Below are 16,636 nucleotides of genomic sequence, written 5' to 3'. Positions count from 1 at the left end.
GATCGATGGAAATTCTTTTGGAAACAGGAGATAAGGTGGACGTGCGCATTCATCATCCGTCAAATCCTGAGGGATATATGATTCTTTATTCTCAGGTGATGAATGTCGATAGCGAGTTCTATTATTTGACACCACCTGTGTCTAAGGGCGTTGAGTACCCCATTCGTGTTGGCCAGAAGGCTGATATTATCTACTATCGCGAGGCGGGTATCTACATGTTTCAGGCATCTTTTTTAAAAAAAGTGAAGGATAATTACCTGACTTACTTTCAGATTGCCCGATTGACAGAGCCGGAAAAAACTCAGAGGCGTGAGTTCTTCCGCTTGAAATACATGTTGCAGTGCAAGTTAAGAAGCCTTGAAAATGATCAATCTTGTGACGCGATTGTTCAGGATATCAGTGGCGGTGGTGTTCGAATGATTTCCCCGCGATCATTTTATGTGGGAGAAAAAATTGAATGCACATTACATCTTGATGAACACGTAATTGCAGTGGCGGCAAAAATTGTTCGCTCTCAGAGGATGCCCCATGATAAGCGCTATGAAATTGGCGCACAATTCATCGATGTTAGTGAACAAAATCAGAATAAAATAGTTGGCTATATTTTCCACAAACAAGGAGAGTTGCGCCAAAAAGGACTGGTCTAGATGAGGAATCCCTCAACTCCCATAAGGGTGCTGGTTGTTGATGACTCTGCGTTCATGAGAAAAGTCATTAATGATATACTACATAGTGATCCAGCTATCCAGGTGATAGCTCATGCACGCAATGGAAAAGAAGCCATGGGCATTATTGCTCAGGATAAACCAGATGTGATCACTCTGGATATTGAAATGCCGGTAATGGATGGCCTTGAAACTCTGAAAGCGGTGATGAAAGAGTGTCCTTTACCCGTTATCATGCTCAGCAGCCTTACGGAAGAAGGAAGTTCTGAGACAATTCGTGCTTTGGAACTGGGTGCTGTAGATTTCATACAAAAACCAACTCTTTCTTTTATGATTACATCAGGGCAGTTCAGAAATGACCTGATTTCCAAAATAAAGGAATCAATTTCCTATCGAGTTCAGGCGATGCCACCCCATGTTCTGACCAGTGTGAAACAAGAAGCTGCAGTGCAGGTTAAAGATCATTCCAAGTCATCAAAAAGGGAACGCATTGAAGATTCTCACACGCGTCATGAGTCAAAAGTGATGATTGAAAAACCGCCGGTTAGGGGTATGAGAATGACAACGGCTGAAGAATCTTCACTTTCGATAAATCGGTTAGTTGCTATTGCGGTTTCAACGGGAGGACCAAAAGCATTACAATCGGTGATACCCTTTTTACCTCAAAATCTTTCGCTTCCAGTTTTGGTGGTGCAACATATGCCGCCTGGTTTTACAAAATCCTTAGCGGAACGCCTTAATCAGTTATCGCAAGTGACTGTCAAAGAGGCAGAACAAGGTGAAGCAATACAGCCAGGAACAGTATACATTGCTCCCGGCGACTATCACCTGACAGTCAAACCGTTCAGGCATCGATTGCACATCGAACTCACAAGAGAAGATCCCGTTGGGGGTCACAGACCCGCGGCGGATCGCATGTTTGATTCGTTGGCAGAAAGTAGTGTTGATGAGGTCATTTGCGTTGTTATGACAGGAATGGGTGCTGATGGAACGAAGGGAATCAAAAACCTTAAATGTGTCACAAAAACGTACGTACTTGCTCAGGATGAACAAAGTTGTGTTGTATATGGAATGCCCAAAAGTGCAGTTGTTGCAGGCGTTGTCGACCAGGTAGTATCTTTGGAACGGATCACCGATGCAATCACCAACAGAATAGGAGGCCGGTAGGATGGATGTGAACCAGTATTTAGATATGTTTATTGATGAGTCAAAAGAACATTTGCAGCATATGAACGACATTTTACTGACAATGGAGAAGAATCCTCAGGATACAACCCATCTAAATGAACTTTTCCGTATCGCTCATACAATAAAAGGAATGTCGGGCACCATGGGCTACAATCATGTACTCAGTCTGACACATCAAATGGAGAATGTCCTTGATCACATTCGCAATGGTAAGCTGGCTGTCAACGGAAAAGTGGTTGATCTCTTGTTTGAATGCCTTGATCAACTGGAAAACTATGTTGTGAGTATCGAAACAACACAGCAGGAAGGTGAAAATGTTTCTGCCGAGCTCGTAAAAAATCTGCAGCTTCTTGAGAATCCGCAGTCACCAACCAAAACAACTGAAACTACGATCAACACGCCTCCAGATGATCAAGAAGCTGCAGATGGAGAAATCGATATTGAAGTAGATGAGTATGTTGCAAGTATGATTCAGAAAGCTTCTGATAAGGGCTACCAGATTTTCAGACTGAGAATTTCGCTCAACCCCAAATGCATGCTTAAATCTGCCAGAGCTTATATCATTTTCAGCACTCTTGAAACGATGGCAGAAATTATTCATGCAAATCCAAGTATTGAAGACATCGAAGATGAGAAATTTGATTTCTCTTTTGATTTGACGGTCATTACCGAAAAACCAGAGGTTTCATTAATTCAAGAATTGAGCAATATTGCTGAAGTGGATGAAGTGACTGCAACGGAGTTGACAAATGATAACATAAACAGCGCAAACGATGCGAAACACGCACCCACTGAAATAGCTGCAGCAGTGATGGACCTGGATAAGGGTGGAATGACAGAAGCATCAAAAGGTGACTTGGATGCTAAGAAAAAAGCAAAAACTGGGAAAACTGTGCGGGTGGACATTGATCGTCTTGATAATCTGATGAACCTCGTGAGTGAGTTGATTATTATTAAGACGCGGTTAGAAGACGCTCACCAGATGAGTCAGCAAAAATCGATCAGTGACACAACTGAACAACTGGAGAGAATTACTACAAGTCTGCATGATGCAGTCATGAAGGTACGAATGGTTCCGATCGAACGAGTATTTAATCGTTTCCCAAGAATGGTTCGTGATCTATCAAAAGATTTAGGCAAAGAAATTAACCTTCAGTTGACAGGTGAAGAAACAGAAGTTGACCGTACTGTCATTGATGAGATAGGCGACCCATTGATTCATTTAATTAGAAATGCCATTGATCATGGCATTGAAGAGCCTGAAACACGCATTAGAAACCATAAAGATCAAGCGGGAACGCTTAAACTAATCGCCTATCCCGATGGGAACAGTGTAGTGATTGAAGTTCAGGATGATGGCAAAGGGATTGACATTGAACGAGTTAAAGCCAAAGCGCTTGATCGAGGTTTGATTTCTCAGTCTCAAAGCCAGCTGATGGAAGATAAAGAAGTCATCCAGTTTCTCTTCCATCCCGGATTCAGCACAGCAGACACTGTATCAGATCTTTCAGGACGTGGTGTTGGTCTGGATGTGGTGAAAACCAAAATTGAGACGTTGGGTGGCGTCGTTGAGGTTGATTCACAGCCCATGAAGGGAACTCGGTTTATCATCCGTCTTCCCTTGACGCTTGCAATCATACAGGCACTTCTGGTACATGTAGGGGTGGAGAAATATGCCATACCGTTGAATAATATTCGTGAAATTTCAACCATTCAAGAAAGCGCCATTCGAAAGGTTCAGGGGAAAGAGGTGGTGCTTTTCCGTCAGTCCACTTTACCTGTTCTCAGATTGTCACATCTGCTCTCAGTACCTGATGAGAACGAAAAACAGGAAGAGAATACGGTTGTCATTGTCAATCATGGAGACCGTACTTTCGGCCTCGTAGTGGATGAATTAATAGGTCAACAAGAGGTCGTTATAAAGTCACTGGGACGGTACTTATCTGGAATTCAAGGGATTGCAGGTGCTACTATTCTGGGTAATGGAACTGTTGCTTTAATTGTTGACACCAACTCTTTCTTTTAAGGAGGGATTATATGAACAATCAGGATCAAAAGCACGATGCTGCTGTGGACCAGTATGTTATTTTTAAGTTGGATGGCGAGTCTTATGGGGTTTCAATTCACTTTGTCGAAATCATTGAAAAAGTAACAGATATCACTCGCGTACCCAATGCACAGCCTTATATTCTAGGAGTCATCAATCTTCGGGGCGAAATAGTTCCAGTTATTGATCTGAGAAAGCTGTTTGGACTGGAAAGTATACCTATGACGGATGATTCGCGGATCATCATTCTTTCGGTTGAAGAGCTGACAGTTGGAATTATGACTGACAGTTCTTCAGAAGTATTGAGTATCCCACAGGAGAATATTGAAAATGCAACAAGTGTGTTAAGTCATGTGGAAGATACATCAATAAAAGGAATCGGCAAAATTGATGATCGAATGATTATTATGTTGGATGTGTTTGCGATACTTGGTTTAAATGATCAGGAATCATCGGAGGAAAGGAGTCAGGAACATTGACGCGTTCGATTGACGACCTGAATAGTATACATTTAGATGTTTTGAGGGAAATTGGAAATATTGGTGCAGGTAACGCTGCAACATCATTAGCGGTAATGATTCAAAAAAAAGTTGATATGAAAGTACCTGTTGTCAGAATTATGGACATTGAAGAAGTACCGGGTATTCTTGGCGGTGAAGAGAATGTTGTATCAGGCATTTACTTTGGAATGGATGGTGCCATTAAGGGAAATATTATGGTGCTGATGGATATTCAGTCTGCCAAGATGTTGACAGGGATACTAATGGGCAAAGATCCCGCCGACTTCAGAGAAAATGAAATGTACGATTTGGATGAGATGGACAGGTCAGCCTTGCAAGAAATTGGCAACATACTATCGGGCTCGTATATATCTTCTTTGGCAGCACTGACGAACCTCAGAATTAATTTATCACCACCTTCACTGTGTGTCGATATGGCGGGGGCTATTCTCAGTGTTCCGGCAATTCAATTCGGCGAAATCAGTGATAAAGTACTTATGATTGAAAATCGTCTCTTTGATGGAACGCAAGAAGTGACAGCAAACTTTTTTCTGATACCCGACGAAAATTCTTATGGCATTTTACTTGAAGCCCTGGGAGTGAGTTAATACATGGCAGAACTAATCAAAGTCGGTATGGCCGACCTGAAAATCGCGAAAGCTCCTGATGTATTGACAACCCTGGGGTTGGGTTCATGTGTGGGAATTGCCTTATATGATCCAGACAAAAGACTGGCGGGACTGGCACATATTATGTTGCCAGATAGTACTCAGATAAAGAACAATGCCAACAAAGCCAAGTTTGCTGATACAGCATTGGAAATACTGCTAAAAGAAATGGTGGAAGCAGGAGCTCTCAGAAGTCGATTGTATGCAAAAATAGCGGGTGGAGCACAGATGTTTGCAATGGACAGCCAATCAGATATAATGAAAATTGGATCACGAAACACGATAGCAACCAAAAAATTACTGACAGAGTATCGCATACCTCTCCATGCAGAAGATACAGGAGGAAATTATGGTCGTACCATAGAAATATACCCTGACTCGGGACGACTACTTGTCAAAGCCATTGGTAAAGGAATGAGAGAACTATAACTCTGGCTGCCGGGGGGACTCACCATGGATACCAAAGAATTGTGGGAACATTATAGGAAGCATAAGGATCCGGGGACTAAAACCCGATTAATCGAAACATATGTGGAGCTGGTTAAGATTATTGCCGGACGACTATATGCCACCTATGGAAACCATCTGGAATTCGATGACCTCGTGAGTTACGGTATTTTTGGGTTGATTGACGCCATAGAAAAATTCGATCCAGGCAAAAATGTTAAGTTTGAAACTTATGCCCAAATACGGATTCGGGGGGCGGTTGTGGATCAAATTCGCAATCTGGACTGGATTCCCCGTTCTGTGAGACAGAAATCAAAGCAAATCGAAGAAGTCATTTCAAAGCTTGAAAACCAGTATCAGGGACAAGTTTCAGACACAATGATAGCAGAAGCGCTGGATATGTCGGTTCAGGAATTTCAATCAGTACTTCAACAAACCAGCACATTCAATATGATTTCCCTGGAAGAGAAGCTAATGGATTCCGCAGAAGAAATTAAAGCAGTGGAATCTCATCAAGAATTACCTGAGCAGATGTTGATGAAAAGTGAAACGAGCAAACTACTCATAGAGAGCATTGAACTCTTGCCTGACAGAGAACGCCAAGTGATTTCACTCTATTATTATGAAGAGTTAACATATAAAGAGATCGGCAATATTATGGGTGTTTCAGAATCAAGAATCTCACAATTACATTCAAAGGCTGTAACCCGCATTCGAAACAGGATGGAAGGATAGACATCACTGCTCACGAGGGGGATCAATATGACGGAAGTTAATGATTTTAATATCTCTGAACACAAGGAACCTCAGAATATTGATGGAGAAGTAAAAATTACTCTCTCTCCTGACCGGATGGAAGCAACGATGCTTTTCACAGAACCGGTGGGAGAGGGGCGTCCCGTAACGGTTGAAACGGTTACTGAAGCTCTTAAAGCAGCGAATGTGGCACATGGTATTGATCGGCATATCATTGAAGAAAAAGTTGCGCATCAGCACTATCAAAACAGTTTTGTTTGTGCCAGGGGAGAGAGACCGGTTGACGGCGAAGCTGGACAGGTGGTCTATCACTTTAACATTGAGGAGCAGAAAAAACCATCCATTAACGAAGATGGAACGGTTGATTTTAAGAATCTTGATTTAATTGAAAATGTCCGTCAAAATGACCTGCTGGCTGAACAAATATTGCCGACAGAAGGTGTGCCTGGTACTGATGTCACAGGTAAAATTGTACCGCAAAAATCTGGAAAACCTGCTCGCTTTCAACCTGGTAAGTTCGTTGAACTTAGTAGTGACAGCCTCCAAATGCGGGCCTTGGCAGATGGACAAGTCTTTATACGAGACGGAAAAATTACTGTAAGCCCCGTTTACCAAGTACCTGCGAACGTGGATAACACCACTGGTAATATTCGATTTAACGGAAAAGTGCTTGTAAAAGGAAATGTGAAATCTGGATTTGTAATTGAAGCAGATGGTGACATTGAGGTAGAAGGTGTTGTTGAAGGTGCTATACTCAAATCAAATTCAAATATTGTTCTGAAAAGGGGTATTCAGGGGAACAATCAAGCTGAATTATACTGCAAAGGTGATTTGATTGCACGGTACATTGAAAATACAAAAATTAATGCAGGTGGCAACGTTGAAGCGGATTGTATTCTCCACAGCGTTGTTTATGCACGTCGAAAAATCCTAATTAAAGGTAAAAAAGGATTGATTGTAGGCGGCGTTGTTAAAGCAGGTGAAGAAATAGTCGCACAGGTTATAGGTTCTTCGATGGGAACACAAACGCAAATCGAAGTAGGCATCGATCCTAACTTAAAAGAAAAGTATGATCAGGCAAAAGCAAAACTGAAAGAAACTGTCAAGAACCTCGAGAACTTAAAACAGACCATAGAAATACTTAATAAGATGAATAAAAATGTTCCTTTGCCGCCATTGAAAAAAGATATGCTGGTAAGATCAGTGAAAACTTATGAAGTGATGAAAGATCAGCAGCTTGACATTCAGCGGGAAATTGTTGATATGGATCAGCAAATGGAAGATGCCACCAAAGGAAAAATCCATGCTTCTCAAACCATTTATCCTGGTGTTCGAATATCCATTTATAATGCGGTCAAGCATGTATATGATGATTTAGCAATGTGCACGCTTTTTTACAGGGAAGGTGATGTAGCCATCGGGATGTATGAGAAATAGGAGGTGAGCAACGTGTCCATCAAACCCATTGATCATTCGATTTCTGCTCTCAACACGGTACATGAAGCAAAAAATCAGCATGAACAACATCATCGAGGAAGCAATATAAATGCTTTTATGCAAGATAATGTACAGTCGGAAGTGGAGCGCAATAAAAGTAAAGTCATCCACTCTGATGCATCTCAGGGGAGTTTGGTGGATGAAGACGGTCAGCAGAAAAATGATCGGCAACATCAGAAGAACAAGAAGAAAAAAAATCCTTCAGAAAAAAAGGCAACAGAATCATACAAAGGAAACCGGCTTGATATAAGGATCTGAGGTGAAGGATTTGCCGGAAACACTGCAGATTATGACGGCTGTAACCATCATAAGTCTTGTCGCAATGATCTTGTCAACGTTGGCAATGATAAGAAGTAGATCATCCCACACAGCGGGTGATACAATTGTTCAAAAAGTAGCGGAAAAACTCATCTTTGAACAGGAGAAGATCAGGAGAATGGATGAGCGGGTCACCGCCATGGAAGAAGAAGTTGCCAACCTGAAAGATGAAGTTATGCAACTTCAACAGAAGAATGAAGACCAGCCAAGAGCAACCGATTCATTTCCATCCTCTTTCCTCAACAGCCTTCAATTTCACACTTTTGTTCAAAAAAACCAGGAATTGATTCTATTGCTGCAGGAAGGGATATCTGTGGAACAGGCTGCAAAACTAACAGGAAAGAGCATTGGCGAAGCACAAATGGTACGTGCGGTCATGAAGCAGATGCGAGAGACAAAAGATGATTATTGAAATTAACAGTTACACATCCTAAATATAAAAATCCGTTGCCTTGCAACGATTGATATGATAGAATACATAAGGCAACAAATCACACACTTCTTGATTTCGATGGAGGTGCTCCCACAGGGAGTCCCGGAGAAAATGGATGGAAGTGGCGGATAAAACAATTCAGGAGGTTAGCAAAATGAGTGTAGTATCAATGAAGCAGTTGTTAGAAGCAGGGGTGCATTTTGGGCACCAGACAAGAAGATGGAACCCCAAGATGGCAGAGTACATCTTCACAGAACGAAATGGTATTTATATTATTGATCTGCAGAAAACTGTCAAAAAAGTTGATGCGGCCTACAATGTGATCAAGAGTGTGGTGGAAGAAGGCGGAAAGATTCTATTTGTTGGAACAAAAAAACAGGCTCAAGAATCCATTGCAGAGGAAGCGAAACGTTGTGGCATGTACTTTGTCAATCAGCGATGGCTGGGGGGCATGTTAACAAACTTCAAAACCATTAAGCTGCGCATTGACCGCTTGCATAAGCTTGAAAAAATGGAGGAAGATGGCACCTTCGATGTTCTACCCAAAAAAGAAGTCATTCAACTGAAGCATGAAATGGAAAGGCTCGAAAAGTTTTTGGGTGGAATCAAGGACATGAAAGAAATGCCACATGCACTTTTTGTGGTAGACCCCCGAAAAGAACGCATTGCCATATTGGAAGCCAGAAAATTGGGAATACCAGTAGTTGCGATTGTTGACACCAACTGCGATCCTGATGAAATTGATTATGTGATTCCTGGCAACGACGATGCCATTCGAGCTGTTAAGCTTTTGGCGGCAACTATGGCAGATGCTGTCGTAGAAGGAAAACAAAGTTTTCAGGATGAAGCTGAAGAAACTTCAGCGGAAGCTTAATGTTATAATAAGGTAAGGGTAGGAGTGCATTTGTCATTCCACCCCTTGCCTTTACTATTATCATGGAGGGTGAACTCATGAACATTACGGCAGGCATGGTTAAAGAATTACGAGAAAAAACAGGAGCCGGCATGATGGACTGCAAAAAAGCGCTGGTTGAAACTGACGGAGACATGGAAAAAGCGGTGGAAGTGTTGAGAGAAAAAGGACTGGCAGCAGTTGCCAAAAAAGCAGGCAGAATCGCTGCAGAAGGTATTGTTGAAGCATATATTCATGGTGGACGAATCGGTGTTTTGCTGGAAGTGAACTCCGAGACAGACTTTGTTGCGAAAAATGAAGAGTTTCGTAATTTTGTCAAGGATGTTGCCATGCAAATTGCTGCTTCAAACCCACAATACGTCAGTCGTGAAGAAGTTCCTCAAGACATGATTGAGAAGGAACGAGACATTCTACGCAAACAAGCACTAAACGAAGGAAAGCCAGAAAAAATAGTTGATAAAATGGTGGAAGGCCGCATCGAAAAATATTACAAAGAAGTGTGTCTGCTTGAGCAAGACTTTGTGAAAGATCCTGATATGACGATTCAACAACTATTAACGGAGAAAGTGGCAAAAATCGGCGAACATCTGAGCATTAGAAGATTTGCGCGCTTCGAAGTTGGCGAAGGAATCGAGAAAAAAGAGGAAAATTTTGCAGAAGAAGTGGCAAAACAAATCCAGTAATTGATTCAAATGAGAACACCTTGGTGTTCTCTTTAACTATGAAGTCTGACAATGATGCCTTAAAACATCAGCAAGACGGGAGAATCAGTTGATGGAAAAACCTTTATATCATCGAATACTACTTAAACTTAGCGGAGAAGCATTGGCGGGAGAAAAGGGATTTGGCCTTGACCCTGATACGCTTGTGCGTATCGCCGGTCAGATTAAAGAAGTGGTTAATATGGGTGTTCAGGTGGCTGTTGTTGTTGGCGGCGGTAATTTTTGGCGAGGGCGCACTGGTACACATATGGACAGAACGACTGCAGACTATATGGGTATGATGGCGACCGTTATCAACAGTCTCGCACTCCAGGATGCACTGGAGAATGTTGAAGTCGTTACACGTGTTCAAACCGCTATTGAGATGAGGCAAATTGCGGAACCCTACATTCGCAGACGTGCGGTAAGACACTTGGAGAAAAATCGCGTCGTCATATTTGCAGCCGGCACTGGAAATCCTTATTTTTCAACAGACACAACGGCGGCTTTGCGAGCAGCTGAAATTGAAGCAGATGTTATTCTACTGGCTAAAAAAGTGGATGCAGTATATGATAAAGATCCCAATGAAAACGATGACGCCAACAAGCTACTCGATATCAGTTACATTGATGTGTTAAATAGAGGGCTTAAAGTCATGGATTCTACAGCAACTTCCTTGTGTATGGATAATCAGATTCCCATCAAAGTGTTTGGCCTTGACGACCCTGAAAATATTAAGAAAGTGGTGTTGGGCAAAGCCATTGGCACCTATATTCACAGCTAATTTCAAAGGGGGATTAACGATGCAACTGGAAATCCATAAAGCCGTTGAGGAAAAAATGAAGAAAACCATTGCAGTCATTCAGGATGAGTTCAACAGCGTAAGAGCTGGCCGTGCTAATCCGGCTATGTTGGATCGAATCACGATTGAGTATTATGGAGCGGTTACTCCCTTGAAACAGATTGCAACGGTTGCTGCACCTGAACCTCGGTTAATCACCATTCAACCATTTGATCCTTCTGTACTGACGGAAATAGAAAAGGCCATCCAAAAGTCTGATTTGGGAATTAATCCTTCCAATGATGGAAAAGTAATACGGTTGGCTATTCCTCAACTAACAGAAGAACGTCGAAGGGATCTAACAAAGATTGTTAAAGGAAAAGCAGAAGACGGACGGGTAGCCATTCGCAATGAAAGACGCAATGCTAACGATACTCTTAAAAAGATGGAAAAATCTGGCGAAATAACAGAAGATGATTTAAAGCAAGCGCAAGAAACAGTTCAAAAAATGACAGATAAATACATTGAAAGCATTGATGAACTACTCGCACTAAAAGAGAAAGAAATGATGGAGGTTTAGTATTTGACTTATCCAGATCTTCTGGGACAACTTAAAGAAGAAGCTGTTAGTTGTTTATCAAAAATGGAAATACCTTTTACGATAATCAAGGTTAATGACGAGAAAAACTCTTTATCGGGCGAACAAAGGATTATTCGCCAACAGCTTGATGAACATGGGAAGACAGTATTATTGATCGCTTATTTTTAGCCCCCTGATTCAGGGGGCTTCTGATTGCTGAGGTGCTTATTGTGGCTTTATTTAAAAAGAAAAAGATGCCTGATGAATCCATTGACATGAAACGTTTACCACACCATATTGCTATTATCATGGATGGTAATGGCCGCTGGGCCGAACAACGTCGGTTACCACGCACTGCTGGTCATCAGCAGGGAGTTGAAGCAATTCGAGAAATTGTCAAAACTGCATCAGAAATGAACATAGAAATGATGACGCTGTATGCTTTTTCCACTGAAAACTGGAAAAGACCCGAAAACGAAGTTCAATTTTTGATGAACCTGCTGGTTGACTATCTGCGCAAAGAGATTGAAGAGTTGAATCGACAGAAGGTCAGTATCAGTACAATCGGTGACTTGAGCCGATTTCATAAGACCGTTCGAGATGAAATCGAAATGGCTATTGCTAAAACTGCCTTAAATGATGGTCTAAAAATGAATATTGCCCTTAACTATGGTGGAAGAAATGAACTGACACGTGCGATAAAGCAACTGATGAAAGAAGCGATCGAAGGCAAACTGCAATTTGAATCTATTTCAGAGGATGTTATTCGTTCGCGACTAGATACAGCATTTATACCTGATCCGGATTTACTGATCAGAACAAGTGGTGAACAACGCATCAGCAATTTTCTGCTTTGGCAACTTGCCTATACTGAACTTTATTTTACCGACACACTTTGGCCTGATTTTCGAAGTGATCATTTTAAAGAAGCCATCAAAGACTACCAAAACAGAAAACGGCGTTTTGGCGGGTTAACATAAAGGAGGCAGCACTTTGGGCAAACGCATCCTAACCACGATTGTAGGGCTACCAATTTTGTTTTTTATTTTAACCAAAGGTTCTCATTTGCTAACACTTTCCTTGATGGCAGTGTCTTTCATCGGCCTACACGAGTTTTATCAATGTGCTCGACAAGGGGGGTTTAACCCAATTTCATGGACCGGCTATAGCGGTACAGGCATTTTATACATTGGATTTTTTCTTATCAATGGGGATACTGCTCAGCAAATCGCCATTCCGATGACACTGGTTATCCTTTTGGTAATTTGGGTGTTGCATCACAAGACCATTCAAATGCAGGATACATTGATCACGTGGTTTGGCTTTATCTATGTGACGGTGCTTTTATATCAAATGCTTTTAATTGAAGCGTTAATAATGCCACACGCCCTCTGGTTAGTGTTTATTATTTCATGGGGATGCGATTCCGGAGCTTATCTGACAGGGTACGCCATTGGTCGCCGAAAATTATGCCCCTCTATTAGTCCCCAAAAGACCATCGAAGGCGCCGTCGGAGGAATTGTAGGCAGCATGCTTGGATGTATGATTTTCTCAACAGCATTTATGCCAGGTCACCTACCTGCATTTCTTCTTTTAGGTTGCCTGGGAGCAGTTGTATCTCAATTTGGTGACCTTTCTGCTTCGCTCATTAAACGAACCGTGGGAATAAAAGATTTTGGACACTTGTTTCCAGGGCACGGTGGAATCCTTGATCGTTTTGACAGCATTCTTTTAACAGCTCCTTTCGTCTACCTCTTTTTAAAAATATTGATTTTGCGATAAAGCCAAGAGATGCGGGTATGAATGAGATATGATGATAAGCGGGGTGTAGTTGTGTCCAAAAAAATTTCTCTGTTGGGTTCTACAGGCTCAATAGGAACACAAGCGCTGGATGTGGTTCGCAAACATCATGAAGCGTATGACGTCGTCGCTTTAACAGCGGGGCATAACATTGATCTGCTTGCAAAACAGATTATTGAGTTTGAACCAAAAGTGGCGGTTTTGAAAAAACATGAGGATGCGCAGCATCTAACCAGAATGTTAGCGACAAGCAAAACACGCATATTATACGGTGATCATGGGTTAGAGACAGCCGTTTCAATGCCGGAAACTGAGTTGGTATTGAATGCTTTGGTGGGAAGTCGTGGGCTGACTCCCAGCTATCTTGCTTTAAAAAATGGGAAAGACTTGGCATTGGCCAATAAAGAATCTTTGGTTTCAGGTGGAATGCTGATGACGAAACTGGCGGCTCAAAATGGAAAACAAATCATTCCGGTTGACAGTGAACATTCAGCAATATTTCAGTGTTTGAATGGTGAAGACAAGAAAGAAGTCAAACGAGTTATTCTTACTGCTTCAGGGGGTCCCTTCCGCACATGGAACAGGGAGTCCATTAATCGTGCTACCTTGGAAGACGCACTTAATCATCCGAATTGGTCGATGGGGCAAAAAATCACCATCGATTCAGCCACTATGATGAACAAAGGCCTTGAGATCATTGAAGCCGCCTGGCTTTTTGATCTGACGAATGATCAAATTGATGTTCTGATACATCCGCAAAGTATTGTTCACTCCATGGTTGAATTTCACGATACTTCAGTTCTGGCACAGATGGGTTTACCGGATATGCGGGTGCCCATCCAATACGCACTATCATGGCCAAAGCGACTAAAAAACCAGTGGAATTCATTGGATCTGTTGTCAATTGGTGCACTTACATTTGAATCACCAAACGTGGAAAAGTTTCCGTGTCTGCGTTTAGCAAGAGAAGCGCTTTGCGTTGGCAAAACATTGCCCTGCGTAATGAATGCAGCAAATGATTTTCTCGTGGAGGCTTTTTTACAGAGAAGAATTGGTGTTTATCAGATATCGGATTATATCGAGCAGGTGATGCATCAGCATATGCCTTTTGAATATATGGAGCTGGAAGAATTGATAGAAGTGGAGAATTGGACGCGATCGATGCTCAAGTCTTTTTTCTAAGGAAGGTGTAAATGATGACAACTGCCATTGTAGCAATATTAGTCTTTGGACTGCTGGTTTTTTTTCATGAACTAGGACACTTTGGGGTGGCGAAACTTGTCGGTATCCGCGTCCACGAGTTTGCCATTGGCATGGGTCCAAAATTGATTCAACATAAGCACCGGGGCACAGTCTATGCATTGAGGGTTTTTCCCATCGGTGGTTTTGTTCGCATGGAAGGAGAAGATGAAAACTCGTCGGCCTCTGACAGCTTCAGTCAGAAGACAGTGAAAGCGCGTATCAGTGTCATTCTTGCTGGGCCTTTGATGAATTTCATACTGGGGTTTATGTGTTTTTTTCTGATTTTTTTCTCGCTGGGAGTCCCCGGAACACATATTGGAGACATGATTCCCAACTCTCCGGCCCAAGAGGCAGGTTTGCAATCTGGCGATAAAGTTGTTGAAATTGATGGTGAAGAAATTAATACATGGGAAAAACTGGTGGCAGAAATTGCATCATCAGGAGGTAATCAGGTGGAAGTAATCGTCAATCGTCAGGGCGAAACGCTGCGGTTTTCTGTTACACCAAGATTTGATGAGGCAACAGGTCGGCTTCTCATTGGCATTATACCGGGCTTGGAAAAATCACTGCCAGCCGCATTTCGAAACAGTTTTGAACAATCAAAATTTATCTTTTCGGAGATATTTTCATTCCTGCGCCAATTGATTAGAGGCCAGGCCGATACTGCTGATGTGGCAGGACCTGTTGGTATTATAAGTCTTGTGGGGCAGGCGAGTCGCTCTGGATGGATGGATGTGGTTGGATTGGCAGGACTGATCAGTATAAATTTAGGCATTATGAATTTGCTGCCAATTCCAGCCCTTGATGGAAGTCGCATTATTTTTCTTCTGATTGAAGGCTTAAGGGGTCGACCAATTGACCCTGAAAAAGAAGCGATGGTACACATGATTGGCATTACGTTATTAATGCTGTTAATGGTAGTTATCACGTATAAAGACATTTTGACATTTTTTTAAATACTTGCAAAAATACCATATCAAAGTGAAATCAAGATAACTGAAAAGGTGACTGAGAATGAATGAACGAAAATCAACTATTGTTAACATCGGCTCTCTATCCATTGGAGGGCCGAATCCCATTGCTATCCAATCCATGACGACCACCGATACCCGAAATGTCAAAGACACCGTAGCTCAAATTCGGCGGTTGGAAAATGCCGGTTGCCAGATAGTCCGAGTGGCTGTTCCGGATGTGGAGGCGGCGAAAGCTATAGGATCCATCAAAAAACAGATTAGTATTCCACTGGTTGCAGATATACACTTTGATTACAACCTTGCTCTCATTGCCATGCAAGAGGGAATTGATAAGCTGAGGATTAACCCAGGTAATATAGGCAGTAGAAAACGCGTTCAAATGGTGACAGAAATGGCGAAAGAAAAAAATATTCCCATTCGTATTGGCGTGAATGCTGGTTCTCTTGATCATCGGATACTGGAACACTTTGGTGGCGCTACCGCTGAGGCTTTAGTTGAAAGTGCATTGGAACATGTCAGATTACTGGAAGCAGATAATTTCGACCAAATTGTGTTATCATTAAAAGCCAGCAGCTTGGACGTGATGGTGGAAGCTTATCGACAAATTTCTTCAAAAGTGCCATACCCGCTTCATTTGGGCGTCACAGAAGCCGGGAATCATGAAATTGGTACACTTAAATCTGCAATTGGCATTGGTGCGCTGTTGCTGGATGGTATTGGTGACACCATCCGGGTTTCGCTAACGGCTGATCCTGTTCTTGAAATAGAAGCAGGTAAAAAAATATTGCGGGTTTTGGGCCTGTTGAAAGATCGCATTCAGATTATTTCTTGCCCGACATGCGGTCGATGTCAGATTGATCTCATTGAACTTGCCCGACAGATTGAAAATAATCTCATTAGCAAAGAGAAAAACCTAACCGTTGCAATTATGGGGTGCGCTGTGAATGGTCCTGGTGAAGCGCGAGAGGCAGATATCGGAATAGCAGGGGGAAAAGGTTGCGCATTACTTTTCAAAAAAGGCCAAGTCATTCGTAAAATTCCCGAGAATCGAATTGTTGAAGAGCTTTTAGAAGAAATAGATAATTTCTGACCAGATATCAGGAAGACTTGCTATGTATCTCAGGAG

The 16,636-nt window shown here is 42.1% G+C and carries 20 protein-coding genes; all 20 read left to right on the top strand.

From position 1 onward, the window contains the following. Window positions 1-5 precede the first annotated feature (5 nt). The 20 genes from AAIG11_RS03000 (at window position 6) to ispG (ending at window position 16,600) form a co-directional block, all read left to right on the top strand. A complete protein-coding gene (locus tag AAIG11_RS03000; RefSeq protein WP_343184785.1) occupies window positions 6-647 on the top strand; it encodes a flagellar brake protein in 642 nt (213 codons plus the stop codon). Continuing rightward, on the top strand, window positions 648-1,832 hold the full coding sequence (locus AAIG11_RS02995) for a protein-glutamate methylesterase/protein-glutamine glutaminase (RefSeq protein ID WP_343184784.1): 1,185 nt from the start codon (window positions 648-650) through the stop codon (window positions 1,830-1,832). A 1-nt stretch (window position 1,833) separates the two neighbouring features. Then, entirely contained in the window at window positions 1,834-3,879 is a 2,046-nt protein-coding gene (locus AAIG11_RS02990) for a chemotaxis protein CheA (protein WP_343184783.1), read from the top strand. Window positions 3,880-3,890: 11 nt separating this feature from the next. Further along, entirely contained in the window at window positions 3,891-4,379 is a 489-nt protein-coding gene (locus AAIG11_RS02985; RefSeq protein WP_343184782.1) for a chemotaxis protein CheW, read from the top strand. Then, the gene (locus AAIG11_RS02980) at window positions 4,376-5,008 is read left to right on the top strand and encodes a chemotaxis protein CheC (protein ID WP_343184781.1); all 633 of its coding nucleotides are present in this window, start codon (window positions 4,376-4,378) and stop codon (window positions 5,006-5,008) included. Before AAIG11_RS02985 ends, AAIG11_RS02980 begins: the two co-directional genes overlap by 4 nt. Window positions 5,009-5,011: 3 nt before the next feature. Next, the gene (locus AAIG11_RS02975; RefSeq protein ID WP_343184780.1) at window positions 5,012-5,497 is read left to right on the top strand and encodes a chemotaxis protein CheD; all 486 of its coding nucleotides are present in this window, start codon (window positions 5,012-5,014) and stop codon (window positions 5,495-5,497) included. A gap of 24 nt (window positions 5,498-5,521) precedes the next feature. Next, a complete protein-coding gene (locus AAIG11_RS02970) occupies window positions 5,522-6,250 on the top strand; it encodes a FliA/WhiG family RNA polymerase sigma factor (protein ID WP_343184779.1) in 729 nt (242 codons plus the stop codon). Between the two features lie 27 nt (window positions 6,251-6,277). Beyond that, a complete protein-coding gene (locus AAIG11_RS02965; RefSeq protein ID WP_343184778.1) occupies window positions 6,278-7,708 on the top strand; it encodes a flagellar assembly protein A in 1,431 nt (476 codons plus the stop codon). Window positions 7,709-7,720: 12 nt separating this feature from the next. Then, window positions 7,721-8,026 carry a hypothetical protein gene (locus AAIG11_RS02960; protein WP_343184777.1) on the top strand — a complete coding sequence of 102 codons (306 nt, stop codon included), beginning with the start codon at window positions 7,721-7,723 and terminating at the stop codon, window positions 8,024-8,026. Window positions 8,027-8,111: 85 nt separating this feature from the next. Then, window positions 8,112-8,498: a hypothetical protein gene (locus AAIG11_RS02955; RefSeq protein WP_343184776.1), complete on the top strand. Its 387-nt coding sequence runs from the start codon at window positions 8,112-8,114 to the stop codon at window positions 8,496-8,498. A 175-nt stretch (window positions 8,499-8,673) separates the two neighbouring features. Next, window positions 8,674-9,393: a 30S ribosomal protein S2 gene (rpsB, locus tag AAIG11_RS02950; protein WP_343184775.1), complete on the top strand. Its 720-nt coding sequence runs from the start codon at window positions 8,674-8,676 to the stop codon at window positions 9,391-9,393. Window positions 9,394-9,470: 77 nt separating this feature from the next. Then, complete coding sequence (gene tsf / locus AAIG11_RS02945; protein WP_343184774.1) at window positions 9,471-10,115, top strand: translation elongation factor Ts; 645 nt, start codon at window positions 9,471-9,473, stop codon at window positions 10,113-10,115. A gap of 91 nt (window positions 10,116-10,206) precedes the next feature. Further along, window positions 10,207-10,917 (top strand): UMP kinase, encoded by a 711-nt coding sequence (pyrH, locus tag AAIG11_RS02940; protein ID WP_343184773.1) that lies wholly within the window; start codon window positions 10,207-10,209, stop codon window positions 10,915-10,917. A gap of 19 nt (window positions 10,918-10,936) precedes the next feature. Next, entirely contained in the window at window positions 10,937-11,494 is a 558-nt protein-coding gene (gene frr, locus AAIG11_RS02935; protein WP_484477153.1) for a ribosome recycling factor, read from the top strand. 3 nt (window positions 11,495-11,497) lie between these two features. Next, window positions 11,498-11,683, top strand: coding sequence for a hypothetical protein (locus AAIG11_RS02930; protein WP_343184772.1), 186 nt, complete (start codon window positions 11,498-11,500; stop codon window positions 11,681-11,683). Window positions 11,684-11,721: 38 nt separating this feature from the next. Continuing rightward, entirely contained in the window at window positions 11,722-12,474 is a 753-nt protein-coding gene (gene uppS / locus AAIG11_RS02925; protein WP_343184926.1) for an undecaprenyl pyrophosphate synthase, read from the top strand. Window positions 12,475-12,487: 13 nt separating this feature from the next. Next, entirely contained in the window at window positions 12,488-13,276 is a 789-nt protein-coding gene (locus tag AAIG11_RS02920) for a phosphatidate cytidylyltransferase (RefSeq protein WP_343184771.1), read from the top strand. A gap of 51 nt (window positions 13,277-13,327) precedes the next feature. Further along, window positions 13,328-14,476, top strand: a complete 1,149-nt coding sequence (locus AAIG11_RS02915; protein ID WP_343184770.1) for a 1-deoxy-D-xylulose-5-phosphate reductoisomerase — start codon at window positions 13,328-13,330, stop codon at window positions 14,474-14,476. 11 nt (window positions 14,477-14,487) lie between these two features. Beyond that, window positions 14,488-15,492: an RIP metalloprotease RseP gene (gene rseP, locus AAIG11_RS02910; RefSeq protein WP_343184769.1), complete on the top strand. Its 1,005-nt coding sequence runs from the start codon at window positions 14,488-14,490 to the stop codon at window positions 15,490-15,492. Window positions 15,493-15,550: 58 nt separating this feature from the next. Beyond that, window positions 15,551-16,600: a flavodoxin-dependent (E)-4-hydroxy-3-methylbut-2-enyl-diphosphate synthase gene (gene ispG, locus AAIG11_RS02905; protein WP_343184768.1), complete on the top strand. Its 1,050-nt coding sequence runs from the start codon at window positions 15,551-15,553 to the stop codon at window positions 16,598-16,600. Window positions 16,601-16,636: the final 36 nt, after the last annotated feature.

It is taken from the genome of Anoxynatronum sibiricum, from assembly GCF_039414295.1.
Classification (GTDB): Bacteria; Bacillota; Clostridia; order Peptostreptococcales; family Tindalliaceae; genus Anoxynatronum; species Anoxynatronum sibiricum.
The sequence above is the reverse complement of the archived record's forward strand: the minus strand, read 5'-3'. Positions and strand labels throughout refer to the sequence as shown.